This is a genomic window from Methylomonas sp. PHL2-19, assembly GCF_059331595.1.
In genome coordinates this window covers 1270076-1294543 of sequence record NZ_CP196839.1, presented here as the reverse complement: position 1 = coordinate 1294543, position 24468 = coordinate 1270076, and the positions used below count along the sequence as shown (strand labels likewise).

The window sequence follows — 24468 nt, the reverse complement described above, 5'->3', positions numbered from 1 at the left end:
CGGCCTACTGTATTGAACCTTTTTGCCGCCACACGGAATACACCGCGAAATAAGTTTCGTCGATTAACCAGGCAAACAGCACGATCTAATGAGATTGGTGCGGCTTATTCATAAAAACCCTGAGCCTTATCCATAGACAGATTAAAAAGGTAAAACCATGAAAATTACGCGCACTCCCCTCATCGCCCTCAGTTTAAGCGGAGCGCTTGTGCTACCTACCGCGCAAGCTGCCAATATTTCCTTAAGCAGTAACATCTGGACGACAAGCGGCGCAGCAGGACTGATTTACGGGGACAATACGGTCAATAACTCACCGACTGGAAACGCTCAGTTCGGTTACCTGTCGACATCCGGTGGCGTCTATGGTGTTTCGTCTTTGGTTCTGAGGGATGAAGGGCGCGGCACCGAGAACCAAACCAATGGCTCGAAAATTCAATCGAATGCTTTCAGTGCTAATGCGAATGACACGCTGACTTTGCAATTCAATTACATTTCAACCGATGGCCGTGGTTATGACGACTACGCCTGGGCGCGCTTGGTCAATGCGGATACCCACAACACTGCCGCTTGGTTGTTTACAGCCCGCAGCACCAATTCCGCCACCGGTAATGTCGTGCCCGGTAACGTGTTGGATCGTCAGGTAGATAACAACTTACCGGATGAGCTCGATGCGGTATTGAATGACGGTAACACCATTGGCTTTGCTGCGGCTGGCACAAGCTGGATACCGTTGGGTGGTTCAAGCGGCATTTGCTGGGATAACGCCAACACCTGTGGCCCGACCGGCTGGATTAAGTCCGCTTACTCATTCACCGCAACCGGATCGTATTTTCTCGAGTTTGGGGTGATCAACTGGGGCGACGAAGCGTTTGATACCGCACTTGCTTTTGATTTTGGCGGGCTACAGCAAGTGAATTTCAGCGGTGTCACAATAGTGCCGCCACCCGCGACGGTGCCTCTACCTGGCGGCTTCCTGCTGATGTCTTTGGGCATGGGCTTAGTCAGCGCAATTTCTCGTAGGAGCAAATTTGCCGGCCAATCCTGAAAACTCTGCGGCAAGTCATCTTGATAATAAATCAGGGGATGATTTTGTCTGTTCTGTACTAATGAAAACCGCGAGCCAAACCAGGCTCCGCGCCGGCAGATCCGCCACAACCACATCAAAAACAACAGTTTAAATCGCCGTAAAATTAACCCTGTGATATATTCGCGCCAGACTTACCTGCCCATATGGGCAATATAGCCTCAGCAAAACAGGCGGTATAGTGCGGACAACCTTGAAGCAGTTCCGGTAAAGCTAACACCCTCAGCGGCCCCGGAACTATTTCAAGGTTTGCCAACATCCTGCGGGATGCAATCAAGCGCAATTGCACGGAAACTCGGCCATATGGGCGATCAAGCACTTGCAATGTATACGGTAGCTGGAAGCTTGGAGGATTGACGCTTCAATCCTTTTCCGGCCGGGTTTAGAAGAGCCTAGTCTCAGCAATACAGAACGAGAATTTTATGAACTTGAAACGCCAATCGCTAATTGCCCTGTGCTTGAGCCTCACCACCCAAATCGCTAATGCTCAGGACGTAGCGCCGGTTAATCTGGAACAAATCCGCAAGACCGCTGCCGATTTCGAACACGGCCGCACTGTCAAACAAGATTACCATCAAGCTTTTGATATGTACTGCAAGGCCGCGCTGCAAGGCGATACCGAATCGGCTTACAGCATCGGCTTTATGTATTTCAACGGCCGCGGCGTGGCTCGTAGCATTCCGCTGGCCAGTCACTGGTTTAAACAAGCGGCGGAACACGGCGATAGTCACGCCAAGCAAATGCTGACCCGTTTCGGCGATGTAACACCCAGTGACGACCCAGCCTGCCAACCACCGACTCCGGAACCCGAAGTGAAGCTGGTCGCTGATCCCAATCCTAACCGCGAATTGGTCGAAGCCTGGGTTAAAGAGATTGCACCGATATACAGCATCGATCCGCAACTGATCATGGCGGTGATTCAGGCCGAATCGGCTTTCAACCCCAGCGCGCTGTCCGGTAAAAATGCCCAAGGCCTGATGCAACTCATTCCGGAAACCGCCGAGCGTTTTGGGGTAAAAGACAGCTGGAATCCCATTCAAAATATCAAGGGCGGCACCGCATATCTGCACTGGCTGTTAAGACATTTCGAAGGCAAAGTCGATTTAGTGCTGGCCGCTTATAACGCCGGTGAAGGCGCAGTAGAGCGCTATCAGGGCATCCCGCCCTATCAGGAAACTCGCAATTACGTTAAGCAAATTCTGGCAGCCTATCAGAAGCCAACCCATCCGGTACCGCCGCAAGAATTGCAAAAAAACTTGGTTATCGAGCAAAAAACCTAAGTTTCCGTCACCCCTCTCCAGCTATCCAAACTTGGGAATACGGTATTTCGTAATATTGACGAAATACCGTCTGCACTTAGCATCCATATCCCGCATTATCCAGCCCCTCTTCCATTTTTTCATTCCTGCCAAACTCCTTCAACAACAGGCAGTTACCCAACAACAGCTTTAAAGACCGCACGTCTGGCACAAGAATTGATCCAGTTGAGCCAACAAACCTCGGTTAACGAGATTTCCGGCCACTCAATTCAAATGGGTTATTGTCATGAACGTTGATAATTCGATCTTCTCTAGCGCAGTGTTGACTGCCATCGATTCAGCCACTGACTTAATGGAGGCGCTGTGATGGATAACCGAATCAAAGTCCAGCAACATAAATACACTGTTGTTTCACCCATCGTCGCCCAGCGCTGGCTTAGCCAAACACCGGCATGCGAAACCGACAGCGAATGCTGTCAATTGAATCAATCCCGAGCCGAGCTTGCGGCATTGGAACGCGCCCTGGCGATTAGTCAGCAACAGCTGGCCGACGCCCGCCGACAAATCGAGTCGCTGAACGCCACTCGCAAAACCTTGGAACAGCAACTACTGGAAAGTAACGAGAATTACAGGCAAGCGCTGCATTGCGCACACCACGACGAATTAACCGGTTTACCGAATCGAGTTTTATTACTGGATAGACTGCAACAGGCCATGGCCCAAGCGGATCGTCAGCAACGGCCAGTCGCACTATTGTTTATCGATCTGGACGAATTCAAAAACATCAACGACGAACTCGGCCACGCGGCCGGCGACCAATTACTGAAAGAAGTGGCGGAACGCTTGTCGGCTTGTCTGCGCTACGGCGACACCGCTTGCCGTTACGGCGGCGACGAATTTTTGGTGTTGTTGGGTGAAGTCGATGCTGATCACAGCGTAGCGGCGGTGATAGAAAAAATTCAGTCCCAGCTGGCAGAAACTTGCAGCATTGCGGGCAAGCCGGTTGCTATCAGTGCCAGCATAGGCGCGGCCATCTATCACCACGACGGACAAAGCAGTCTTGACCTACTAAACCGAGCCGATAGCGCGATGTACCGTGCGAAAAAACTGAAATTATCCCAAACGAACAGTTAACCAAAGTACAACGGATTAGCGACGGCTGCTATGCGACGTTTTATAGCGGCCGACACTATCCAGAATTTCCTGCCGCGCATCTTCAAGGCCACCCCAACCTTCCACACAGACCCATTTGCCTTCTTCCAGATCTTTGTAGTGTTGGAAAAAATGGGTGATCTTGGCCAACTTGTCCGGTTGCAAATCCTTGTAATCGTTGACGTGATTGTAAAACGGCGTCAAGCGCGGCACAGGTACCGCCAACAGCTTGGGATCGGGGCCGGCTTCGTCTATCATTTTCAACACACCTACCGGCCGGCAATTGATCACGCAGCCACTCAGCAACGGTGCCGGCGTGATGATCATCACATCCACCGGATCGCCGTCCTCGGACAAAGTTTGCGGGATGTAGCCGTAATTGCAGGGATATTGCATGGCGGTGCCCATGAAGCGGTCCACCGTCAGAGCGCCGGTATGTTTATCCACCTCGTATTTGACCGGATCGCTGAATGCGGGAATCTCGACCACCACATTTATTTCAAACGGAATATTGCCACCCGCAGCAACTTGCATGAATGACATCGAATCCTCTTTGAGTACGCTGGAAACGCTGTCATTATAGCCGCCGTTATTGGGCTATCGGGATTAAATCAAGTGTTAGGCAGTCTGCAAAAAATGACCAGCGCATTGGCGGAGCCGGTGCAATACTCTTTGCCGGTCGGTGCACAGCAAATCGAATTGAACCCACTGCTGGGCAAAAAACTCACGCTACGTTACACCGGCCAAATCTTTTGCGTGCATTGCGCGAAAAAAACCAACAAAAGCTTTAATCAAGGCTATTGCTACCCGTGTTTCATCAAACTGGCGCAATGCGACATGTGCATCATGAAGCCGGAAACCTGCCACTACGCCGCCGGCACCTGCCGCGAACCGAGCTGGGGCGAGGAGTTTTGCTTTCAACCGCATATTGTCTATCTAGCCAACTCTTCCGGCATCAAAGTGGGCATCACCCGCCAATCGCAAACCCCAACCCGCTGGATCGACCAAGGCGCGGTGCAAGCCTTACCCATTTTTAAGGTCGCTTCCCGCCATCTGTCGGGTTTGATCGAAGTCACCTTGGCGCAACACGTCAGCGACAAAACCAGCTGGCAGCAGATGTTGAAAAACAACACCGCCCCCTTGGATTTGCCGACTGTCCGCGACGGCTTACTCACCGAATGTGCCGAGCAATTACAAACCATAGCCGCGCAATTTCCCGACAACCCGCCGCAGCTACTCAGCGATGCCGAACCGCTAACGCTGGATTATCCGGTGTTGCAATACCCCAGCAAGGTGAAATCGTTTAATTTCGATAAAGAGCCATTGGTGTCCGGCATTTTAGACGGCATCAAAGGCCAGTATTTGATCTTCGACAACGGCGTAATCAATATCCGCAAATATTCGGGGTACGAAGTGGAGGTGGTGGTTTGATCGGAATAGTCCGGCTGCTGTCAATCTCGCACATTCTTCTGATGCCACGATAATGCGTAGGATGGGTAGAGCAACGCGAAACCCATCAAAGCAGATTAAGATTGATTTCATACTTGGACAGCATGATTCGGATTTGGATTGATTAACCTGATGGGTTTCGGCTACCGCCTCTACCCATCCTACGCCCCCGAGCATAAGAGCAGGCAAAATTCGGCAATCGGCCAAACAGTCCAAGCTTTTCGCTTAGCAAATGGACCTTACCACCTACTCCAGTCACTGCTCGATCACCTGCACCCGCTGCGTAATTCCGCACAACAAAGTATACGGAATGGTTTCCGCGTAACGGGCGATTTCTTCGACCGGCAAGCCGTCGCCCCACAAGGTGACGGGATCGCCAGGCTGCGCAGCCGGTTGTTCGTTAAGATCGACGGTGATCATGTCCATGGATACCCGGCCGATTAAGGGCACCCGTTGGCCGTTTACCAACACCGGCGCGCCGCTTTGGGTGTGGCGGTGGTAGCCGTCGCCGTAGCCGATGGAAATTACGCCCAGCCGAGTCGCGGTTTTGCATTGCCAAGTACCGCTGTAACCGACCGTTTCGCCGGCGGCCACATCCTTGACCGCGATCAGCCGTGAATGCAAACTCATCACCGGCTTCAAACCAAAATCCGCGCCAGTTTTACCGGCAAACGGCGAACAACCATAGAGCATCAATCCCGGCCTAACCCAATCGCTACTGCGGTCCTGAGCGGTGCCGAAGCGGACATTCGGCCAGCCGATAATCCCTGCCGAATTGGCGATGCTGCACACGCCGGGATAGTCTTTGACCGCGTCGTTGAACAAATCGATTTGCCGACGGGTTTTATCGTCCAGCAAGTCGTCGGCGTTGGCAAAATGGGTGATCAAATTGATCGGTTGCTCGACCCGCGCGCAGTCCAATAATTGCTGGTAAGCGGCATTGAAATCGGCGCCTTTAAAGCCCAAGCGATTCATGCCGGTGTCCATTTTCAGCCAAACGCAAAGTTTGCCTTCGGCGTCGGTTTGCTGTTGCAAAATGGCGATTTGCTGGGGAGTGTGGATCACCGCCGCCAATTGATACTTCAATAATTGCAACAACTCATCGACGCAGACAAAGCCCTGCAATACGGTGATGGCTTGTTTAAACCCGGCTTGCCGCAGCCTGACGCCCTCGTCCACCCGTGCGACGGCAAAGCCATCCGCCAAGTCCAAAGCGGTGGCTACCCGCGTCATGCCGTGCCCGTAGCCGTTGGCCTTGATCACCGCCATGATTTTTTTGTCCGGCGCGTAACGCTTCACTTGCGCCAAGTTGTGGCGCACGGCTTCCAAATCCAGACGCACAAAAGCCGCAGGCGTCATTCGTAATCCTCGGGGCCGTTATAAACGCCGGCAAAGTTTTCGAAGCGGGTGTATTGGCCCAGGAAAGTCAGACGCACCGTCCCCAAAGGTCCGTTCCGTTGCTTACCGATAATCACTTCGGCGATGCCTTTATCCGGGCTGTCCTCGTGATACACCTCGTCGCGGTAAACGAAGATGATCAAATCGGCGTCCTGTTCGATCGCCCCGGACTCACGCAGATCGGACATTACCGGCCGCTTGTTAGGGCGTTGCTCTAGGTTCCGGTTCAACTGCGACAACGCGATAACCGGCACATTCAGCTCTTTAGCCAAGGCTTTCAAGCCTCTGGAAATATCGGAAATCTGCTGCACTCGGTTATCGCCGCTGGCCGGTGATTGCATCAGCTGCAAATAGTCCAGCACGATCAAACCCAATTGGCCGTGTTCGCGGGTCAAACGCCGGGCGCGCGAGCGGACTTCAGTCGGCGTCAAGGCCGGCGTGTCGTCGATGAACATCTTGGTTTCCGCGAGCAGATTGATCGCCGAAGTCAAACGCGGCCAATCGTCGTCGTCCAATTTGCCGGTACGGACTTTATGCTGGTCAATGCGGCCCAGCGACGACATCATCCGCATCGCCAAGGATTCGCCCGGCATCTCCATACTGAACACCGCAACCGGCATGCCGCTTTTCAGCGCCACGTTTTCAGCCATATTCATCGCAATCGTGGTTTTACCCATCGATGGCCGGCCAGCCACGATAATCAAATCGGCGGGCTGCAAACCGGAGGTTTTTTCGTCCAGATCGGTGAAGCCGGTGCTGGCGCCGGTGATGTCGCCATCGAGTTCGTAGAGAGTTTCGATTTTATCCACGGCCTTGGCCAGCAAGGATTTGATCGAGCTAAACCCGCCCTGCCCACGTTGGCGCTGCTCGGCGATTTCGAAGACCTTGCGTTCGGCATTTTCGAGCAAATCGGCAGTTTCCCGGCCCTCAGTGGTAAATGCCGAATCGGAAATCTCGGTACCGACATGAATCAATTGCCGCAAAACCGAACGATCCCGGACGATGTTGGCGTAGGCGACAATATTCGCGGCGCTGGGCGTATCGCGCGCCAGCGTACTTAAATAAGCCAAACCGCCCACATCCTGCAATTCGCCGGTCGTTTCCAGCACCTCGGACAAAGTCACCACGTCGAACGGGTCCTGCTTTTCGGCCAACTGGGCGATGGCACGGAAAATCAATCGATGGTCGCGGCGATAAAAGTCGGTCTCGACCACCTTGTCTGCCACCGAATCCCAGGTTTGGTTATCCAGCATTAAACCGCCCAGCACCGACTGCTCGGCCTGAATGGAATGCGGCGGCACTTTTAGGGATTCGACGGCTTGATCGGGAGTGAAATAGTAGTCTTCGGACATGGCGGAGAAGGGTTGTCAACAATAGCCGCGGATTATACCCGGCTATGCCCATAGCGGCAGCGCCGAGCGCTTTGCCGAATGGCGGTAAATCAAACAAATCAACCCTAAATGTCATCAAGCCACAGAATTAACTCACTAGTTATCGATTGCCTAATTACCTTATATTTCGTACCATAAATTTTGGCGCCTATCCTGGCTTTTATCGGCTTGTTGCCGGCCATGGCGCTTCGCTCCATCCTCTTTTCTTACAATAATTCTAACTATTCGCCTGCCCTACCCGGCTAACCGACACCATAAACGGGTTGCGGCAAATTGTATTTCTTGACTCCCTAAAGGAGGATTCTATGAACGGAATTAAACGCAAAACTCTATCTGCCGTCGCATGCCTGCTGGCTTTACTCGGTTTGTTCAACCCTACAGCCCAAGCTGAAAACGGTAATGTGGTGTTATGGAACAAATTGGGCAGTGATGCTGAGATTGCGAATAGCGAAGTGGGGCCTGGAGGCCAAAAAACAGCTGGGCATTTCGCGCCAGGCCCTTTTGCTAATTTTGGTCAGTCTTTTGTGAATGACGTTGGGAACTCAAACGTGTTTGCCTTAACTTTTCCAGCCACATCCGTTGTGTCAAAAAGTAAGGGAACAATAGAATTCTGGGCAAAACTCAGTAATTTCCCAAGTAACTTTTTTGATGCAGTGACTATGATTTTTTACGTGCCTCCACCTAGTTTGCCGGTATTTCATTGGAGAATGGGGTTTGGGTCTAATAACGGCTGTGGTGGCTTCGGCTTTTACGGGACAGTAGGGGTCGCAACTAATAGCTTTTGTAGTGGGCTAGTGGATACTGCAACCCAATCCGGAACATTAGATAGCATTCTTGGTGACCGTTCAGCCTGGCACCATTATGCGATGGTATGGAATGAAACAGGTATTGCGCAATTTGGTGGACGTAAGCTTTATCTTTATCTTGATGGAAACCTTGTTACAACACAGCGCTACCATGATGCCTCACCATGGGGTGCCATACCTGATGGCTCACGCCTTGCTCTCGCCTACTTTTACAATATCTCAGGCGCTAGTGTTGCAATTGACAATTTAATTGTCTGGGACGATGTTAAAACTGATTTTTCTGACCGGTTTATAGAAAACCCTGTGGGTTGTGGAGTAGGTGAACTTCCTGAGTTGTTTGCATCTATCACCGCTAAATCGGGTACTCAAATTGAACGCCGTTGGACTATCACCCTATCAAACAAGAGCGGATGTATCGCCGAAAATACCCAGATCGATGACTTAACCCTTACGCAAACCTCCGGAGCCGCTTGTACCCCGGTTATTACAAGCCCCTTATCTTTTCCATTAGGCGTCGGCAACATCCAGGCAGGAGCTAAAGTGAGCGGCACCACCACAATCAATTTTAGCGGCTGCCCGAATAGCGCCAGATTTAAAGCTGTCATCCCGTTTAGCAGCAATAACGGCGAAGTAACCGGATCGAAAACCTTGACCAACCAATTCCGCTAGACCTTAATTAAGGAGATATTCTGATGATCAAACAACTTATCCTGTTAGCCAGTTTGCTGCTTATTCTTCCCAGCACCCAAGCAGCAACCTCGCTACAATTAGAGCCGACAAACGGCTTAATCGAAGGCGATGCGGGCGATACCGTGGGCTGGGGCTTCCTGCTCACCAACACGCAAAACTACCTCGTGGTGACAGGAGCGGAATTTCAGTCCTCTACCTCCCCAGGCGTATTCACGGACTTTATCAGCGCACCCGACAATTTCTTCGTTGTAGGCCCGGGCTTTGGCGCCAGCACCGTATGGGGGCAAACGTTCGATGCCGCCAGCCAAACCGGCGTCGGTAGTTTTAGAATTGCCGACAACGCCGCGCAAGGCACCGTCTTCGGCCAAATTGTACTGACTTACGATTTATTCACCCGCAGCCCGTTTAATCCCTCGTTCGATCCTGACACCGACACGCTGTCAAACGGTAATGTATTGACGGCAAATGCCTCGATCAAGATCACGACCGTGCCGTTACCTGCAGCCGCATGGCTGTTTGGCGCGGCACTGGCCGGATTGGGATTTATCGGACAACGCCGCATCTGAGAGAACTCAAAATAAACACCGCCTGCAAAATTGAGGCGGTGTTTTCTCAAAATATTCTCTGCCACCTCTGCAAGCAAATGAGCGGGCAATTCGCGGTTTGTGATGCCGCATTCAGCTCTGTTAGTTGTTCTTACTGCTCAACAGTCGACTCGGATGGAAGGTAACCCATACCGCACCTGAGCGATCCCGCTATCCAAGCACTCCGCCCCAACCGTCCGCCATGACAAAATTGTCATGGCACGAACGGACAATTAAACGACGTTACAAACCCGGATAGACTGATCACCAGATGATTTGCCGCACACATCCTGTTCTGCGTCCAATCACCTCCGATAAATTTCCATTCATTACTTCCGGGTACTTGCTATGAAAACGCTGTTTACTGCTTCCATCCTATTATCTTCGGCCCTATTCACTTCCTCCGCCTTTGCGTCGAATGGGTTTGAACACGAACATGAACACGACAATCAGTCAGAACACGGTAGCTGCGGCAACCAGGCATCTTGCGATTTGGAAAAACTGAGCCTGACGTTATCAGGCGGCAGCAACGGTACGCTAATTTCGAAAGCCGACAACATTAGCAGCAACGATAGCTACACCCTTAACTTCAACTATCAGCTGGACACCACCTTTATCAACAGCGCTCTGCTGAAAATATGGTTGCGTGACGACTCAACATCGGCCGACGACTCCATCATCTTAAATGGCCTGTTAAAAGACCAATACGAATACGCCCGTATTACATCGATTAACGGCTCCAACGTTTCCACAAGCTGGACCGAAGTCGATGGCTACAAACAATATATCAGCTTGGATGTTAGCGACTTTCTTTCCAAAACCGGCTTCGCTTCACTGACGGCCGTATTGGGCGTGAAGGATTATGGTAGCAAAGATTATTTTTTCAAAGCTGCCGAGCTCTATGTTGAATATTGCCTCGACAACAATGGCGGAAGTGGTCCCATTACCGCGGTCCCGGTGCCGGCAGCAGCATGGCTGATGGGTTCCGGCTTACTCGGTTTGATAGGTTTTAATACCAGAAAACAACGTCAAGCGTAATCCGCAATTTAGCTCGCTGTCGCTAAAAGCCGGAGGCGTAAAGATGCCTCCGGCTTTTGTGTTTTCGGCTTCGAGCGAATATTTTAAAAGGCCCAGGCCTGGATGTCGCGGACAAGCATAGCCCTTTGGCCGCCGGTTTAATCCATCGAGTAATTGCCTTGCGCCAATTCGTAATAAAAGTCCGCATTCTCGATCAACTTGGCAACCACCTCGCCATCCAAAACCCCTTCCGCCACGCGCTGCCTGAGGTGCTGGATAATGTCAGCCAGTAACATGCCCTCGCGATATGGACGGGACTGGGCCAAGGCCTGAAAAATATCGGCCACACTGATAACCCTGCACTCCAACTCCAAAGACTTGCCGATGGTCTTGAACGGATATCCTTCGCCACGCAGATTTTCATGGTGCAAACCAGCCCATTGCGGAATTTTGGAGTCGGTAAACACCCGTTGCAAAATTCGGTAAGTATCGTAACTGTGACGCTGCATGCAGGCCCGCTCTTCGGCAGTTAAGCTGCCTGGCTTGTCTATGATGTCCTCGGAAACCCGCAATTTGCCTATGTCGTGCAATAAACCGGCAATTTCCACCTGCTCCAGATCGCAGCCGGTCACGCCCAAATCCAATGCCAATTGTCTGGATATCTGCGCAACCCGTTCAGAATGCTGCTCGGTGTACGGGCTTTTCGCATCCACCACTCGCGAAAACAGCCGCGCCATTTCCCGAAGCGAGGGATAAGTCAAGTCTACCGTCGGCAAATCACGCCCCAATTCGCGTAAATCCTCATCCAGATAATCCGGGTCCATCGCCAGCCAAAACGCCTGACTTTTCGCCAGTTCCGCAAATGCAGCCAACAGCTCGGGCGCAAACAGCGATCCAGAATAACTCAGTAAGCGCTCCACTATTTTGGGCGCGGCTACCAAAATTTGCTCGCTGGCCAAATACGGGGCTTGCAACACGTCAATCCGATCAGCCAGAAACAACAGATTGGCACGCAGCTTTATCCGGGGCACCAGCGGCAATTCAACCAATTGCTCCCAGCGCGTGTGATGATAGCGGATCTCCTCCGCCAGATAGGCCAGCGGCGGGCAAGCTTGCAAGTATTCCGCACCGCGTAAACAATGCGCCTCCGCACCGTCCCACTCCAGCGATTCGGTCAAATGCCTATGCTCGCGAACCTTTGCCACCCCGCAATCGTGCAGCATACCGGCGTATAGAATGCTCAATCTATCGACAGCCGACCAATCGAGCTTACCGGCAATGTGCCAAGCCATCATCGCGACCCGCTTACCGTGCTTCACTTCGTCGATACCAACTAAATCCAACGCACAACTTAGGGAGATAATGGAGCGGTGCAAATCGATATGTTGGCTATCCATGAGGCTGAACTCCAGATTGAAGGTGTTAGTACGATGCTATCGCACTTTGAAAGGATCGGCAAAGTATCGGAAACATTCCCACTCACTCACCAAGACCACAAGCAGCAACTGCGCTCATTATTAAATGCCGCGCATGACAGCACCATGCCATCCTGCCAAATCTGTCGTAACATCTGCCCCGGCTGTCAGCAGCTCAGCTGAAAAAGCGCTACCAAATCACATTTAAATAATTGATTGGATTAATCTAAATTAAGTTGGCATCACTAATGCTTAGTTAGAGTGACGCACTATGCAACCCAATGGCTTGCACGCGAATCACTTATCTTTCAGCCACTGACAAAAAGGAATCGACATGAACGCTGTAATGCCGAAAATGCCCTTATCCGGATTAATCCTGATTTTAGCCTTCTTCACTCAAGCCGCCGAGTCGGCAACAGTGATCGATAATTTTGCCACCCGTCAGTCCACTACAAACACCGTCAATGGCCCAGTTAATGTATCCGGATCTGATCTAAGCAATTTGCAACGAACCTTAAATTCCAGCCCTACCCCTAGCGGTACCACCAGAATTTTTGTAGAAGACGGCTTGTTAACGGTCGGTAACAGCAGCAATTCAACCGGCACCGCTAGTATCTTTTACAACTTCGCTGCGGTCGATTTCACTACTTTCGCTAACGCGATATTGCTGACGACAGAATCTAGCGACGCCAGTTACCAAATTCAAATGATCGCCAACGGTACTTCGCTGCTAAGTTTTCAGAACTTGACCAGCGTTGCAATCGGTTCACCCAGCACTATTAGATTTGATTTTTCACAATTTTCGAATCCTGCGGCTTTCAAGAATCTAAACAGTCTGGAGCTGAAATTGCGCGGCACCCATGCCGCGTGGGACGCTGACTTCAGCCAATTATCAACGGTCCCGGAACCTTCCGTCACGGCGTTATTGATCATAGGCGCGTTGGGCATTGTCGGCGGCAAACGCCAAAAACTAGTAGCGGTTTAACGCCTACCGTCAAAATTTTCTGATTTCCAAACTTCAATTCTGCTCACGGATAACTCACATGAATGCTAAACATTTTCACAAAAACCTCGCACCTTTGCTTCTAAGCTTGGGCTTAGCGCTATCCGGCCAAAGCCAAGCAGGCATATTGACGCTTGATAATTTCAGCCATGCTCAAACCGCATTCGACGACGGCAGTAGCGCAGGCTCTACCAGCGATACAGTGTCTGCTCTTACCGGCACGGACCTGAGTAATGCCTCGAGGACCTTTATCGCTCAAGCCTCGGGAACCGCCTCAGCCAACACCACGGAAATCGTTTCCGGCGGCAACCAGCTGATCATATCGAATGATGGCCGTTCGGCCGGTGGCGCTTCCATTCTGTGGAATTTCGATCCGCTCGATTTAACCGCTCACGGCAACGGCATCCTGCTGGAGGTGTTGGCAATCGATCTGGGTGTCAACGTGGAAATGGTAGCCAACGGCAGCTCAAGTTCCGGTATCAAAACGTTTACCAGCAACAATAATTACTTGGTAAGTTTCAGCGACTTTACCAATCCTGCGGTATTTGCCAGCCTGCATAGTTTTCGCTTGAACTTCACCGGCCCGACAAAATGGGATGGACAGTTCAGACTATTAACCACCACAACCCCAGTTCCTGTGCCGGCAACCTTTGGCTTAATGGGTTCGGCATTATTGGGCTTCATCGCCGTGTCCCGCAAAAAATCGCTTTCCTGATTCTCAAAAAACCGACAACGCTCACCTCCGCGACTAGCGCGGAGGCGATCTTTTAAGCACCATTCCGTTCGAAAGTCACCGCAGAGCTTAGCCTTCTTTCTATCCGCATAGCCAGGAAAGCTGCGTATCAACATGGACCAATCCTGACCGACAAGGCACAATAGCCCGCTATTTCACCCCTTTCGTCGCCCATGCTCGCACTTTTGGTCCGCTTTTCCATTCGTTATTCCGGCATCGTCGTGGCCTTGGCACTACTGCTGTTCGTTTACGGCGGTTACCGTCTGGCTAACGCCGGTCTGGATATTTTTCCGGAATTTTCGCCCAAACAAGTCATCATCCAGACCGAAGCCCCCGGCCTGGCTGCCGAGCAAGTGGAAGTGCTGGTGACTCAGCAAATCGAAAAAAGCGTTGGCGGCTTAATTGGGTTGCAAACCTTACGCTCGCAATCGATTCAAGGTCTCTCCATCGTCACCGCCACCTTCAACGAAACTAGCGACGTATACCGCAACCGGCAATTGATCAGCGAACGGCTGGACGGCCTTAGTCAGCAACTGCCGCCTGGCGTGGGCATGCCGATTGCCGTGCCCTTGTCTTCTTCGTCGGCAACAGTATTGACGATAGGGCTCAGTTCGGACAGCAAGACCTTGATGGAACTGCGCGGCTTGGTGGATTGGAGCTTGGTGCCACGCCTACTCGCGGTACCTGGCGTGGCCGATGTGAATGTATTCGGCGGCGACATTCAGCAACTACAAGTGCAGTTACAACCGGCAGCTTTACAGCGTTTCAATCTATCGATAGACGACATTGTCAACGCGGCGGCCGGCGCGGCGGAAATGAATGGCGCCGGCTTTATCGAAAACGCCAACCAACGCTTTACGCTGCAAATCAGCGGCCAGCCGGTCAATCCCGAGCAATTCAAGCAACTGATCGTCAAACGCCAGGAGGGTATGAATGTAACCTTGGGCGATGTCGCGCAGATCGGTTATGGGCCGGAACCGCCCATCGGCGCGGCGCAAATCATGGGTAAACCCGGCATCGTGATGATGGTGATCGGCCAGTACGGCGCCAATACCTTGTCGGTGTCGCGGCAGGTCGAGGCCGTGTTGGAAGAGTTTCAACCCATCTTCAAGCAACAGGCCGTGGATTTCTACTCGCATTTATTCCGGCCGGCCGATTACATCGAAACCTCGGTGCATAACCTGTCCGGGCATCTACTGATCGGCGGGCTGTTCGTACTGGTAGTGCTATATGTGTTCTTGTTCAATCTGCGTAGCGCCTTCATTGCCGCTACCGCCATTCCGTTGTCGCTGCTGACCGCTGCGCTGGTGCTGCTGGAATCTGGCGTCAATCTGAATATCATGGTGTTGGGCGGGCTAGCGATTGCGCTGGGCGAGGTGGTGGACGACGCCATTATAGACACCGAAAACATCTTTAGACGCCTGCGCGAAAACCGCTTAAAAATCTTCCCGGATAGCGTGGAAACGGTGATTTATCAGGCTTCGCTGGAAGTTCGCAGTTCGGTGGTTTATGCCAGCTTCATCGTGGCTTTGGTGTTTGTGCCGCTGCTGACGCTGGACGGCGTCAGCGGCCGCTTGTTCGCGCCGCTGGGCGTGTCGTATATCCTGGCGATTTTGATGTCATTGCTGGTGGCGCTAACGCTGACACCGGCTCTATGCCATTTAATGTTTCGCAACAAGCTGCCGGACGACAGCGATCCACCCGTGTTGCGCCATCTTAAACCACTGTATGCCCAGCAATTACTCTGGGCTATCAAGCATTTCAAAACCGTGGCGATGATAGGCGCGCTTGCCTGCCTGATCGGCATAGCCGCCTTTCTAAGATTGGATCATAAATTTCTACCGGAATTGCGCGAGGGCCATTTCATCGTCCACACCGCCAGCGTACCGGGTACTTCGTTGCAAGAATCCATCCGCGTCGGCAACTTACTCACCGAGCAAATCATGGCAATCGACGGTGTGGAATCGGTATCGCAATGGGCCGGTCGTGCCGAACGCGGCGCCGACACTTACGGCAGCCACTACAGCGAATACGAAGTACGCTTAAAACCATCATCCGGCCAAGAACAACAGCAGATCCTGGAGCGTTTGCGCGAGGTTTTGGAACAATTCCCCGGCATCAATTACGAAGCCAACACCTTTTTAACTGAACGGGTCGATGAAACCATTTCCGGCTACACCGCGCCGGTGGTCGTCAATATTTACGGCAACGACCTGGCTGAGCTGGATCGTAAAGCCCAACAGCTCGCCGCACTGATCAATACGCTGCCCGGCGCGGAAGACGTGCAACTTCGCTCGCCGCCCGCCACCGCCATGCTGCAAGTCGAACTGAACCTGGAGCAGTTAAAATTTCGCGGCATCAGCCCGGCGCAAGTGATGACAGCCCTACAAACCGCTTACGAAGGCCGTATCGTCGGCAAGCATCTGCAAGGCAACCGGATTTTCAATGTGGCGGTAGCGCTGGCTCTGGAATGGCGCAGTCAGCCGGATTACCTGGCTCAGCTGCCCTTGAAAAACACGGAAGGCCAGCGGGTGCTACTGGGCGAAGTGGCCGAAATCCGCCACGGCGAAGGCCGCTACAACATCCTGCATCAAGGCGCACAGCGCATACAGACCGTTACTTGCAAGGTGGAAGATCGGGACATGGACGCCTTTATGATCGAATTGAAACAACGGGTGCAAAACGAGCTCAGCTGGCGCGACGGCAGTTACCCGGAGTTCATCGGCGCGGCGCTGGAACAAGCAAAGGCCCGTGAAACGTTGATCATCCACGCCCTGCTGGCCGGCGCCGGCGTGTTGATTTTCGTGTTCATCGCCTTGGGTAGCCTGCGGCACATGCTACTGACCTTGCTAAACCTGCCCTTTGCCCTATTGGGCGGCGTCGCCGCGGTAGTCATCACCGACGCCACGCTGTCGGTCGGTTCCTTCGTCGGCTTCATCACCTTGTTCGGCATCACCGTGCGGAACTGCATCATGCTGATCTCCCATTACCGGCATTTGATTGAACTGGAAGGCCAGATTTGGTCGACGGAGACCTTGATTCGCGGTGCCCAGGAACGCCTGCCGGCCATCCTGATGACCGCACTGGTCACCGCACTGGCCATGCTGCCGATTGCGATAGGCAGCGATAATCCGGGCCGGGAAATCATGGGGCCAATGGCAGCCATCATCATCGGCGGTTTGGCTTCGTCGACCATGCTGAATTTACTGCTGTTGCCGGCGATTTTGCAGCGTTATGGCCGGTTTGAGGTGGCGTTTGAGAAGCAGGTTTGACAAAAGCAGGCAGGGCAAGAGATTAGCCTCGCCCTGCCTGATCGAATACGGACCCGCCTCGCCTGCTTGAACAATGGTTAAACCTAAGTCCGCTAGCGGCGCTTGCTTGGTCTCAGAGCCAGCAATCCCAGCAAACCGCTGCCAAACAACCAGGCGGCAGCCGGTACCGGCACTTGGCCGACGTCGCTCGGCTTATCGGATGCCGCGATCACAAAGTTATCCAGCGCCGCATAGCCGCCTTGTAACTCATCGATTTGCAATATCACGTTGCCGTTGGTGTTCCCTGTCGCGTCAAGCGCTATGATGTGGTTAGTCCAATCGAAAGTATTCTTCAGCGCCGTTGCGGTTCCGGTTACATCCGCGAAACTTAACAATGTCCCTCCAGTTACTCCGTTACCGCCGCCGGGATTATCAAAAAGCGAGAAACGAAACACTGGCGCAACGCCTCCCGTGGCGACAAAAGGGCCACCCCATCTATCCAAATCTATCGAGGACACATCCATCTGAAAATTCAGATATTTGTGTGTTCCAATATTAAAGGACAGACCTAAAAGATCGTTCTGGACGCTCGAAAGCATACTGATCGCATAGTTTCCCCCCCGCGCTTGCGGGTCGAGAAACCCGGTCCCCCAAGCCTGTGTGCCGCCAATTCGCAATGTTTCCACGGTAAAGGTTTGAGCGAACTGGAAACCGGCCGGCTGCCCACCATAAAGGGCGTTGATAGGATTAAAAATATTGACATCACCGCTATCGTTCACAAATGCGCCGGCATTGGGATTTTCGAAGTCTTGGGTATAAAGCGTGGTTGCGGCATAACCCTCGGAATAAGGGATACAAGCGAAAAACAGGCCTGACATTAATAGCTTTTTCATTCGTCCTCTTGCTTTCATAATTGCCTCGTTGAGTAAGATTTACTGACAATGTGTTTCAAAGTGATGAGTATTGCTGCCATTTTATGGAACTACCTGACGCTTTTGCGTTGAAACGGAAACAGCAAAACATTCTAACGCAAATCATCAACCGACATCGATCGCCAATTGTCTCCCGCACAGATTAACTGCTAGACGACATGGTCCGCAATTCAACCTTATCAACACTGCATATCATCCATGTGCGGCCGCCGCGATCACCACCTGCCCCAAGGCCAATCCACCGTCGTTCATCGGATAGCGTTGCGGCGATAACACGGTTTTGCCGTGTTGGCGCAATTGCTCGCAGACCGATTCCAGCAACAAGCGGTTTTGAAACACGCCGCCGCTCAAGACAATACAATCTGCGCCGGTTTGACGACTCAATCGATTCAGCACTTCGACCGTCCCGGCAGCCAGGGTATGATGGATACGAGCGGCTATGAGAGCCTTATCGGTGCAGCATGTCAGGTCGTCCAATACCGCTTTCCAGAGGTCTCGCCAACTTAATACCAGAAGGTCGCCGTTCAGCTTCATAGACCAGGTCGCCGGGTAAGCCTGTTCTTCATTAAATACCGGCGTCGCCAACACTTCCATGGCAATCGCCGCTTGGCCTTCGAAATGCACTTGCTCGGGATGTAAGTCCAAAGCAGCAGCAAAAGCATCAAACCAGCGCCCACAAGAACTGCTGAGCGGCGAGTTGAGTTTCTTATCAGTCATCGTATCCAGCGTTGCCAACGGCTTGCCTGCTAACAAGCGCATGATCTCCAAATCCGCATAGTCGCGTTGCAATACCGGCCAATCGAAATAATGCCGTAGTTGCGCATAAGTATTCCGCCAGGGTTCACGCATGGCCTGTGCGCCGCCGATTAAGGCAATAGACTGAAAATGCCCGAGCCGGGTGTAACGGCGATAATCGCCGAGCAAAAACTCGCCGCCCCATAACTCGCCATTATCGCCTAGCCCCAAACCGTCGAAGATTGCCGCCAATACCGGTGGCTCCTGCAGACCCACGCCATGTTCGGCCAAACAAGCCGCCAGGTGAGCATGATGATGCTGGATACTAACTAAATCGATGGATTCCGTAGCAGCCAAAGTCTGGCCATACTGAGTCGACAAATAACCTGGATGCTTATCGACAGCTATGCGCTTGGGTGTGAAATCATTCAATATTAGGTACAAGTCGATAGCGTGCCGGTAATCCTGCTGCACGGCGGCGTTTTCCAAATCGCCGATATGTTGGCTGACAAGCGCCTGGCCGTTTTTCAGCAAGCAAAAACTGTTTTTCAACTCGGCGCCCATCGCCAGAACCGGCGCGGCGGATTCGAAGCCCTTCGGCAATGTCAGCGCTTCCGGCGCGTAGCCGCGCGCGCGGCGTAATAGGCGGATGTCACCGGCCATCAGTCTCGCTACCGAATCGTCCAGACGATTGACGATGCCGCGGTCGTGGAACAACAGAAAGTCGGCGATGCCGACCAACTTTTCCCGGGCTTCGTCGTTGTCGATGCACTGCGGTTCGTCTGACACATTGCCGGAAGTCAGCACGATAGGGTTGTCCAATTCCGCCGTCAGTAGCGTGTGCAGCGGCGTGTATGGGAGCATGAAACCGAGTTTATCGTCGCCCGACGCGATGCCTTCCGCCAATTTTTTCCCAGTCGCTTGGAGCAGAACAATCGGCGCGGCCGTCGATTGCAGAGCGATCAGTTCGGCGTCGTTGATTGCCGCGTAGCGGCGTATCGTGTGGACGTCCCGCGCCATCAACGCAAACGGCTTGGCGTAACGGCGCTTGCGCCGGCGCAATTCTCCCACTGCCGTGGCATTGCCGGCGTCGCAAGCCAGATGAAAGCCACCCAAACCTTTGATGGCAACGATGTGGCCTTGACGAATCAGGTCCGCGATTTGGCGGATGACATCGTTCATCACGCCCGCGTTCATGACTCCCACGCCAAGCGAGGGACCGGAGGCTGCTTCCAACCACAACTTCGGCCCACACACCGGACAGCAGTTGGCCTGGGCATGAAAGCGCCGGTCTGTAGGATCGTCGTATTCGCGCTGGCATTCCGGGCACATCTCAAACGCCGCCATGCTGGTATGACAGCGGTCGTAAGGCACGCTGTCGACGATGGACAAGCGCGGCCCGCAGTGCGTGCAATTGGTGAATGGGTAGCGGTAGCGGCGGTCGTTGGGATCAGCGATCTCAGCCAGGCAAGCCGGGCAGGTTGCGGCGTCGGCGGCGATTGCCGTTTCGGCACGGCCGGATTGGCTGGCGACAATACGAAATTCGCTGTCCGCCGCCTCCCCGGCTAAATCAGTGATTTCCAAGGTGTCCAAGCGCGCCAGCGGCGGTAGCTGGTTGGGAATGGCGGCGGCGAAGCGTTCCAGAGCGGCCGCGTCGCCATGCACATGAATCATTACGCCTTCGGCGTCGTTCCACACCGCTCCCACCAAACCAAACTCGCGCGCCAAATGCCAGATCGCCGGCCGAAAGCCCACGCCTTGCACCACGCCGCGCGCGCGGATGGCCTTGCCGGGCATCAGCAGATGCGCGGCAGTTGTTCGCCGACCGGCCAATCGACGATGCGCCGGCCGCCGAACGCGGTGGTCATTTGCACGAAATGGTGCGGGTCAGCGATGGCTTGGCCGATGATGGCGGCATCGCGGCCCAAGGGATGCTGGCGCATCGCCGCCAGCAAGGTCTCGGCGGCAGCGGCGTCGCAAATACAGACCAGTTTGCCTTCGTTGGCGACATACAGCGGGTCGAGGCCGAGGATTTCGCAAGCGGCCTTGACCTCGGCCTTGACCGGAATCGCCGCCTCGTCGATGACCATGCCGACGCCGGATTGGCCGGCCAGTTCGTTCAAGGCCGCCGCCAAACCGCCGCGGGTTGGGTCGCGCAAACAGCGGATCGCCGCCGGTGCCGCAGACACCATCTCGGCCACCAAACCGTGCAACGCCGCCGAGTCGGAGACGATGCTGGTTTCGAATTGCAGGTTCTCGCGGTTAGCCATGATAGCCACGCCGTGGTCGCCGATGCTGCCGCTGAGCAAAATCGCGCAACCGGCCTCGGCGCGGTCGCTGGAAATATTCACCCCGTCCGGCACGATGCCGACGCCAGTAGTGGTAATGAACACCCCGTCGCCCTTGCTGCGCTCCACTACCTTGGTGTCGCCGGTGACAATCGGCGTGCCAGCAGCCTTGGCGGCGGCGGCCATGCTGATGACGATGCGCTCCAGGTCGGCCAGCGGCAAGCCTTCTTCCAAGATGAAGCCGGCGCTCAGGTAAAGCGGTTTGGCGCCGGACATCGCCACGTCGTTGACCGTGCCATGCACCGCCAACGAACCGATGTCGCCGCCCGGAAAAAACAACGGCGAAATCACGTGGCCGTCAGTGCTAATCGCCAATCGACCGGCCGGCACATCAAACAAGGCCTGATCGTTTTGCCGGCGCAACAAGTCGTTATCGAAATGCTTAACGAACAGTTCGGTAATCAATTGCGCCATCGCCCGGCCGCCACCGCCGTGGGTGAGATCGACTTGGCCGGATTTTAGATTGAGTGAATGGGAGTAGGACATGGGTTTGAATTATTGATGTTCTGGCGAATGGATTAGATGTAGGGTACGCACCGCGTACCCTGGGCTACATAAGCTTTAAGGCTGCACGTACTTTTTCCCAAGCTCCTAAATAACCATCAATGAGTAGCTTGCGCTGAATTGTCACGACACCCTTGGAAGAGAAATCCTTACCATGCTTTTCACGATATTTAGCGTTGTACGCTTCATGCTGCGGCAACAGCAATTTGCGAAGTTCTGCACTTGTTATTACAAAATATTCTGGAGACTCGAATTCGTTTTCAGGTAAATGAACTAGGATCCAGATACTTGAATTATCGGCTGGTAACTCGCTACCAAGCACCCATTTGGATTGTGCAGTTGATTTAACTTCCAGTGAAACAGCTGTGGTCCCGTTAATCCCAATAACATCTGCCTTTTTGGCGTTCCCATAAGTTACTGCTGCCATAATTCCTCGACGGAGCAACTCGCCAGCAACTAGGAATTCTCCAGCTAGACCGATTGTATGTTTATGTAATTGTTTGGACATTGTTAATCTACTAATCCGGTAAATACCCTGCGATGGCTTCACGATGTTTATTTTGGTGGACACCATATCTTTCGTATCGTAGATCAAGATCCCTCTGAATAGACAGCGCAACCTGGGTCGCGCGTCTATCACCAAAATCAGCAAATATTCTTGCCAAGACGACTCGGCACTGCATTGCACTAAAGCTACGATTACATCGCTGGTCGTGGAAGATACATGCCAACCATCTCATGGTCATTTCCGCTGATGTCGCATTCATACCATGTGGATAAGGGCATGTAGCTCCACGTATGTGAGCGTCGTAGCATTCCAGGATATGTTCTTCAGTTATCGGCATATTTCTATTCGTTAATTTAAGGGCCATAGATGTGCTGAGCGAAGCGCATCTTTCGCGGACGGGCAGCATCAAACCGGCTCTGCGTGTAACTTAACACCCAATGCCCGAATAACCTTCAACACCGTGTCGAAGCGCGGTTTTGCACCGGGGGCCAACGCTTTGTACAAACTTTCGCGGCCCAGGCCTGATTCTTTGGCGATCATGGCCATGCCTTTGGCTTTGGCGATATAGCCCAAGGCTCTTATCAGTTCGTCGCTATCGCCTTCTTCCAGCACTTGGTTAAGGTATTCGCTGACTGCTTCGTCGCTATCCAATAGCGTGATCATGTCGAAGGGCAGTAGTTGTTCACTCATGTTTCAAACCTCTTTAGCCAGTTTAATCGCACGTTGAATATCAGACTGTTGGGTAGACTTATCGCCGCCGGCCAACAAAATAATCATCATGCCGTTACGTATTGTGTAATAAACGCGGTAACCCGCACCGAGATCGATGCGCATCTCGCAAACGCCTTCGCCCACCGCTTTGATGTCGCCAAGATTACCGGTCTGCGCCCGGTCAATGCGGCGGTAAATCGCGGTTTTGGAGCGCAGGTCTTTTAAAGACGCCAGCCATTTTGCAAACGATTCCGTTTGCTGCACGACATAATTCATGGGTCAATTGTATCCGTTTAGATACGCGCATTCAACCGCAACTCAAGCACGTTTGAAACATACCCAAAAGGTCCTTCGATGCCCAATGGTGTAAAGGCAATAGATGCTGAGCGACATATAGCCCTGATTTTTTGAGTATAAAAGATCGCTTGCTTAATCACACTATTAAGCACACCATTGACATCCTAAATTAACTGCCGGGAATAACCATGTCGCAAATTAGCGCCAACGATTTAAAAACCAAAGGTGTCGCTGCTATCGAAGCGGCGCTGGCCGAGGCACCGGAAGCAGTGGTGTCGGTGCGCGGCAAGGAGCGTTTTGTGGTGATGGACATCGCCCATTACCACTATTTGCGCGAATGCGAACTGGATGCGGCGCTGGCGCAAACCCGCGCGGATTTGGCGGCCGGCCGCTTCACCCAGGAGTCTCCGGAAGCGCATTTGGCCCGGCTGGACACGCTGTAATGGCGTATGCCTTGGTTTTTACCGAGCAATACAACAAAAAGGCCGCACGCTTTATCAAACGTCATCCGGCACTCCGGCAACCGTATCTAAAAACTTTGCAGCTACTGGAAGCCAATCCGTTTCACCCGTCGCTCCGTTTGCATCCACTGCAAGGCAAGTTGGCTGGACTGCATTCGGTTTCCATCAATTTGTCTTACCGCATTACCCTGGAATTATTGATCGAAGACGGCCGCATCATTCCCATCAATATTGGCAATCACGACGCGGTTTATTAAGCAAGCAGTTTGTTTGGTAAACAGTCGGCAAAGACTTTCCTCCATACCCCGCGACACTGCTTATCCCCACTCCAAAACCCTTAAGCGATTGCCTGGAATTTCCGGCTATGGTAGAAAACCCATGCCGATGCCTAAAATCATCCGCACCAGCGGTTAGGACGCTTGTCCGGACCGTAGTCTAAAAATAATAATTAACACGAGGTAACGTTCATGAAAACAAATCTACTCGCTATATTGACACTGGCAGCTGTTGCCATCACGCCTTCACTGGCCAGCGCCGATGCGGCGGCTACTTGCAAAGGTTGCCATAACGGCTCGGTCGCACCGGCCGTGGATGCCTTGAAAGCTAAATTCAAAACCGCCGACGAGTTGGTTGCTGGCGCCAAAGCGTCGACAAACCCCATGATGAAACCGATGCAGGGCGACGAAGCGAAACTGAAAGCGGCGGCAGCAGAAATCTATAAATAAGCCGCATCACTTAGT

General features: G+C 53.0%; 23 protein-coding genes. 13 read left to right on the top strand and 10 right to left on the bottom strand.

Translation table 11 applies throughout. The features are described 5' to 3' along the window. Positions 1 to 157 precede the first annotated feature (157 nt). The 3 genes from ACR02O_RS06180 to ACR02O_RS06170 all read left to right on the top strand — a co-directional run bounded on the left by ACR02O_RS06180 (position 158) and on the right by ACR02O_RS06170 (position 3477). Positions 158 to 1045, top strand: coding sequence for an NF038132 family protein (locus tag ACR02O_RS06180; RefSeq protein ID WP_129871442.1), 888 nt, complete (start codon positions 158 to 160; stop codon positions 1043 to 1045). 461 nt (positions 1046 to 1506) lie between these two features. Continuing rightward, positions 1507 to 2364 carry a transglycosylase SLT domain-containing protein gene (locus tag ACR02O_RS06175; protein ID WP_494523009.1) on the top strand — a complete coding sequence of 286 codons (858 nt, stop codon included), beginning with the start codon at positions 1507 to 1509 and terminating at the stop codon, positions 2362 to 2364. 345 nt (positions 2365 to 2709) lie between these two features. Further along, a complete protein-coding gene (locus ACR02O_RS06170) occupies positions 2710 to 3477 on the top strand; it encodes a diguanylate cyclase domain-containing protein (RefSeq protein WP_494523008.1) in 768 nt (255 codons plus the stop codon). A 15-nt stretch (positions 3478 to 3492) separates the two neighbouring features. Here the strand turns inward: ACR02O_RS06170 and ppa are convergent, their stop codons facing one another. Continuing rightward, positions 3493 to 4038, bottom strand: a complete 546-nt coding sequence (gene ppa / locus ACR02O_RS06165) for an inorganic diphosphatase (RefSeq protein ID WP_033159137.1) — start codon at positions 4036 to 4038, stop codon at positions 3493 to 3495. Between the two features lie 93 nt (positions 4039 to 4131). Here ppa and ACR02O_RS06160 point away from each other — a divergent pair, with 93 nt between their 5' ends. Beyond that, positions 4132 to 4926 carry a DUF2797 domain-containing protein gene (locus ACR02O_RS06160; RefSeq protein WP_494523007.1) on the top strand — a complete coding sequence of 265 codons (795 nt, stop codon included), beginning with the start codon at positions 4132 to 4134 and terminating at the stop codon, positions 4924 to 4926. A 273-nt stretch (positions 4927 to 5199) separates the two neighbouring features. Here ACR02O_RS06160 and alr read toward each other — a convergent pair whose 3' ends face one another. Together alr and dnaB are read right to left on the bottom strand one after the other, a co-directional pair. Further along, on the bottom strand, positions 5200 to 6303 hold the full coding sequence (alr, locus tag ACR02O_RS06155; RefSeq protein ID WP_494523006.1) for an alanine racemase: 1104 nt from the start codon (positions 6301 to 6303) through the stop codon (positions 5200 to 5202). Beyond that, positions 6300 to 7694, bottom strand: coding sequence for a replicative DNA helicase (dnaB, locus tag ACR02O_RS06150; RefSeq protein ID WP_033159133.1), 1395 nt, complete (start codon positions 7692 to 7694; stop codon positions 6300 to 6302). Before dnaB ends, alr begins: the two co-directional genes overlap by 4 nt. 344 nt (positions 7695 to 8038) lie before the next feature. Here dnaB and ACR02O_RS06145 point away from each other — a divergent pair, with 344 nt between their 5' ends. From ACR02O_RS06145 to ACR02O_RS06135, 3 genes are all read left to right on the top strand, one after another. Then, on the top strand, positions 8039 to 9208 hold the full coding sequence (locus tag ACR02O_RS06145; protein ID WP_458139095.1) for a LamG-like jellyroll fold domain-containing protein: 1170 nt from the start codon (positions 8039 to 8041) through the stop codon (positions 9206 to 9208). Between the two features lie 23 nt (positions 9209 to 9231). Further along, positions 9232 to 9795: a VPLPA-CTERM sorting domain-containing protein gene (locus ACR02O_RS06140; RefSeq protein WP_458139094.1), complete on the top strand. Its 564-nt coding sequence runs from the start codon at positions 9232 to 9234 to the stop codon at positions 9793 to 9795. Between the two features lie 366 nt (positions 9796 to 10161). Then, positions 10162 to 10851, top strand: a complete 690-nt coding sequence (locus ACR02O_RS06135) for a hypothetical protein (RefSeq protein ID WP_494523005.1) — start codon at positions 10162 to 10164, stop codon at positions 10849 to 10851. Between the two features lie 137 nt (positions 10852 to 10988). On the opposite strand, the gene ACR02O_RS06130 is transcribed toward ACR02O_RS06135, so the two are convergent. After that, positions 10989 to 12227 carry an HD-GYP domain-containing protein gene (locus tag ACR02O_RS06130; protein ID WP_171697534.1) on the bottom strand — a complete coding sequence of 413 codons (1239 nt, stop codon included), beginning with the start codon at positions 12225 to 12227 and terminating at the stop codon, positions 10989 to 10991. A gap of 352 nt (positions 12228 to 12579) precedes the next feature. On the opposite strand from ACR02O_RS06130, the gene ACR02O_RS06125 reads away from it, so the two are divergent. The 3 genes from ACR02O_RS06125 to ACR02O_RS06115 all read left to right on the top strand — a co-directional run bounded on the left by ACR02O_RS06125 (position 12580) and on the right by ACR02O_RS06115 (position 17253). Next, positions 12580 to 13230 carry a PEP-CTERM sorting domain-containing protein gene (locus ACR02O_RS06125; RefSeq protein ID WP_415879137.1) on the top strand — a complete coding sequence of 217 codons (651 nt, stop codon included), beginning with the start codon at positions 12580 to 12582 and terminating at the stop codon, positions 13228 to 13230. 58 nt (positions 13231 to 13288) lie between these two features. After that, a complete protein-coding gene (locus tag ACR02O_RS06120; protein WP_458139092.1) occupies positions 13289 to 13963 on the top strand; it encodes a PEP-CTERM sorting domain-containing protein in 675 nt (224 codons plus the stop codon). A 191-nt stretch (positions 13964 to 14154) separates the two neighbouring features. After that, complete coding sequence (locus ACR02O_RS06115; protein ID WP_494523004.1) at positions 14155 to 17253, top strand: efflux RND transporter permease subunit; 3099 nt, start codon at positions 14155 to 14157, stop codon at positions 17251 to 17253. 92 nt (positions 17254 to 17345) lie between these two features. Here ACR02O_RS06115 and ACR02O_RS06110 read toward each other — a convergent pair whose 3' ends face one another. The 6 genes from ACR02O_RS06110 to ACR02O_RS06085 form a co-directional block, all read right to left on the bottom strand. After that, entirely contained in the window at positions 17346 to 18011 is a 666-nt protein-coding gene (locus ACR02O_RS06110; protein WP_494523003.1) for a hypothetical protein, read from the bottom strand. Positions 18012 to 18356: 345 nt separating this feature from the next. After that, complete coding sequence (gene hypF, locus ACR02O_RS06105; RefSeq protein WP_494523002.1) at positions 18357 to 20696, bottom strand: carbamoyltransferase HypF; 2340 nt, start codon at positions 20694 to 20696, stop codon at positions 18357 to 18359. Then, positions 20696 to 21733 carry a hydrogenase expression/formation protein HypE gene (gene hypE, locus ACR02O_RS06100; RefSeq protein ID WP_319961868.1) on the bottom strand — a complete coding sequence of 346 codons (1038 nt, stop codon included), beginning with the start codon at positions 21731 to 21733 and terminating at the stop codon, positions 20696 to 20698. The genes hypF and hypE overlap by 1 nt, the downstream gene beginning before the upstream one ends. 64 nt (positions 21734 to 21797) lie before the next feature. Next, on the bottom strand, positions 21798 to 22259 hold the full coding sequence (locus ACR02O_RS06095) for a hypothetical protein (RefSeq protein WP_319961867.1): 462 nt from the start codon (positions 22257 to 22259) through the stop codon (positions 21798 to 21800). Positions 22260 to 22664: 405 nt separating this feature from the next. Next, positions 22665 to 22949: an addiction module antidote protein gene (locus ACR02O_RS06090; RefSeq protein ID WP_033159122.1), complete on the bottom strand. Its 285-nt coding sequence runs from the start codon at positions 22947 to 22949 to the stop codon at positions 22665 to 22667. Between the two features lie 3 nt (positions 22950 to 22952). After that, a complete protein-coding gene (locus ACR02O_RS06085) occupies positions 22953 to 23246 on the bottom strand; it encodes a type II toxin-antitoxin system RelE/ParE family toxin (RefSeq protein ID WP_033159121.1) in 294 nt (97 codons plus the stop codon). A gap of 209 nt (positions 23247 to 23455) precedes the next feature. Here ACR02O_RS06085 and ACR02O_RS06080 point away from each other — a divergent pair, with 209 nt between their 5' ends. From ACR02O_RS06080 to ACR02O_RS06070, 3 genes are all read left to right on the top strand, one after another. Further along, a complete protein-coding gene (locus ACR02O_RS06080; RefSeq protein ID WP_033159120.1) occupies positions 23456 to 23710 on the top strand; it encodes a prevent-host-death protein in 255 nt (84 codons plus the stop codon). Next, positions 23710 to 23985 (top strand): type II toxin-antitoxin system RelE/ParE family toxin, encoded by a 276-nt coding sequence (locus ACR02O_RS06075; RefSeq protein ID WP_033159119.1) that lies wholly within the window; start codon positions 23710 to 23712, stop codon positions 23983 to 23985. Before ACR02O_RS06080 ends, ACR02O_RS06075 begins: the two co-directional genes overlap by 1 nt. A gap of 210 nt (positions 23986 to 24195) precedes the next feature. After that, on the top strand, positions 24196 to 24453 hold the full coding sequence (locus tag ACR02O_RS06070; RefSeq protein ID WP_033159118.1) for a hypothetical protein: 258 nt from the start codon (positions 24196 to 24198) through the stop codon (positions 24451 to 24453). The last annotated feature ends 15 nt before the right edge of the window (positions 24454 to 24468 follow it).

Excerpts from the sequence above, each read along its gene's own strand:
- ACR02O_RS06075 (WP_033159119.1), top strand. The coding sequence starts at position 23,710 with ATGGCGTATGCCTTGGTTTTTACCGAGCAATACAACAAAAAGGCCGCA.
- ACR02O_RS06170 (WP_494523008.1), top strand. The coding sequence starts at position 2,710 with ATGGATAACCGAATCAAAGTCCAGCAACATAAATACACTGTTGTTTCA.
- ACR02O_RS06175 (WP_494523009.1), top strand. The coding sequence starts at position 1,507 with ATGAACTTGAAACGCCAATCGCTAATTGCCCTGTGCTTGAGCCTCACC.
- ACR02O_RS06090 (WP_033159122.1), bottom strand. The coding sequence starts at position 22,949 with ATGAGTGAACAACTACTGCCCTTCGACATGATCACGCTATTGGATAGC.
- ACR02O_RS06145 (WP_458139095.1), top strand. The coding sequence starts at position 8,039 with ATGAACGGAATTAAACGCAAAACTCTATCTGCCGTCGCATGCCTGCTG.
- ACR02O_RS06115 (WP_494523004.1), top strand. The coding sequence starts at position 14,155 with ATGCTCGCACTTTTGGTCCGCTTTTCCATTCGTTATTCCGGCATCGTC.
- ACR02O_RS06070 (WP_033159118.1), top strand. The coding sequence starts at position 24,196 with ATGAAAACAAATCTACTCGCTATATTGACACTGGCAGCTGTTGCCATC.
- ACR02O_RS06095 (WP_319961867.1), bottom strand. The coding sequence starts at position 22,259 with ATGTCCAAACAATTACATAAACATACAATCGGTCTAGCTGGAGAATTC.
- ACR02O_RS06085 (WP_033159121.1), bottom strand. The coding sequence starts at position 23,246 with ATGAATTATGTCGTGCAGCAAACGGAATCGTTTGCAAAATGGCTGGCG.
- dnaB (WP_033159133.1), bottom strand. The coding sequence starts at position 7,694 with ATGTCCGAAGACTACTATTTCACTCCCGATCAAGCCGTCGAATCCCTA.
- ACR02O_RS06160 (WP_494523007.1), top strand. The coding sequence starts at position 4,132 with ATGACCAGCGCATTGGCGGAGCCGGTGCAATACTCTTTGCCGGTCGGT.
- ppa (WP_033159137.1), bottom strand. The coding sequence starts at position 4,038 with ATGTCATTCATGCAAGTTGCTGCGGGTGGCAATATTCCGTTTGAAATA.
- ACR02O_RS06120 (WP_458139092.1), top strand. The coding sequence starts at position 13,289 with ATGAATGCTAAACATTTTCACAAAAACCTCGCACCTTTGCTTCTAAGC.
- ACR02O_RS06140 (WP_458139094.1), top strand. The coding sequence starts at position 9,232 with ATGATCAAACAACTTATCCTGTTAGCCAGTTTGCTGCTTATTCTTCCC.
- ACR02O_RS06080 (WP_033159120.1), top strand. The coding sequence starts at position 23,456 with ATGTCGCAAATTAGCGCCAACGATTTAAAAACCAAAGGTGTCGCTGCT.
- ACR02O_RS06180 (WP_129871442.1), top strand. The coding sequence starts at position 158 with ATGAAAATTACGCGCACTCCCCTCATCGCCCTCAGTTTAAGCGGAGCG.
- ACR02O_RS06130 (WP_171697534.1), bottom strand. The coding sequence starts at position 12,227 with ATGGATAGCCAACATATCGATTTGCACCGCTCCATTATCTCCCTAAGT.
- hypE (WP_319961868.1), bottom strand. The coding sequence starts at position 21,733 with ATGTCCTACTCCCATTCACTCAATCTAAAATCCGGCCAAGTCGATCTC.
- ACR02O_RS06135 (WP_494523005.1), top strand. The coding sequence starts at position 10,162 with ATGAAAACGCTGTTTACTGCTTCCATCCTATTATCTTCGGCCCTATTC.
- hypF (WP_494523002.1), bottom strand. The coding sequence starts at position 20,696 with ATGCCCGGCAAGGCCATCCGCGCGCGCGGCGTGGTGCAAGGCGTGGGC.
- alr (WP_494523006.1), bottom strand. The coding sequence starts at position 6,303 with ATGACGCCTGCGGCTTTTGTGCGTCTGGATTTGGAAGCCGTGCGCCAC.
- ACR02O_RS06125 (WP_415879137.1), top strand. The coding sequence starts at position 12,580 with ATGAACGCTGTAATGCCGAAAATGCCCTTATCCGGATTAATCCTGATT.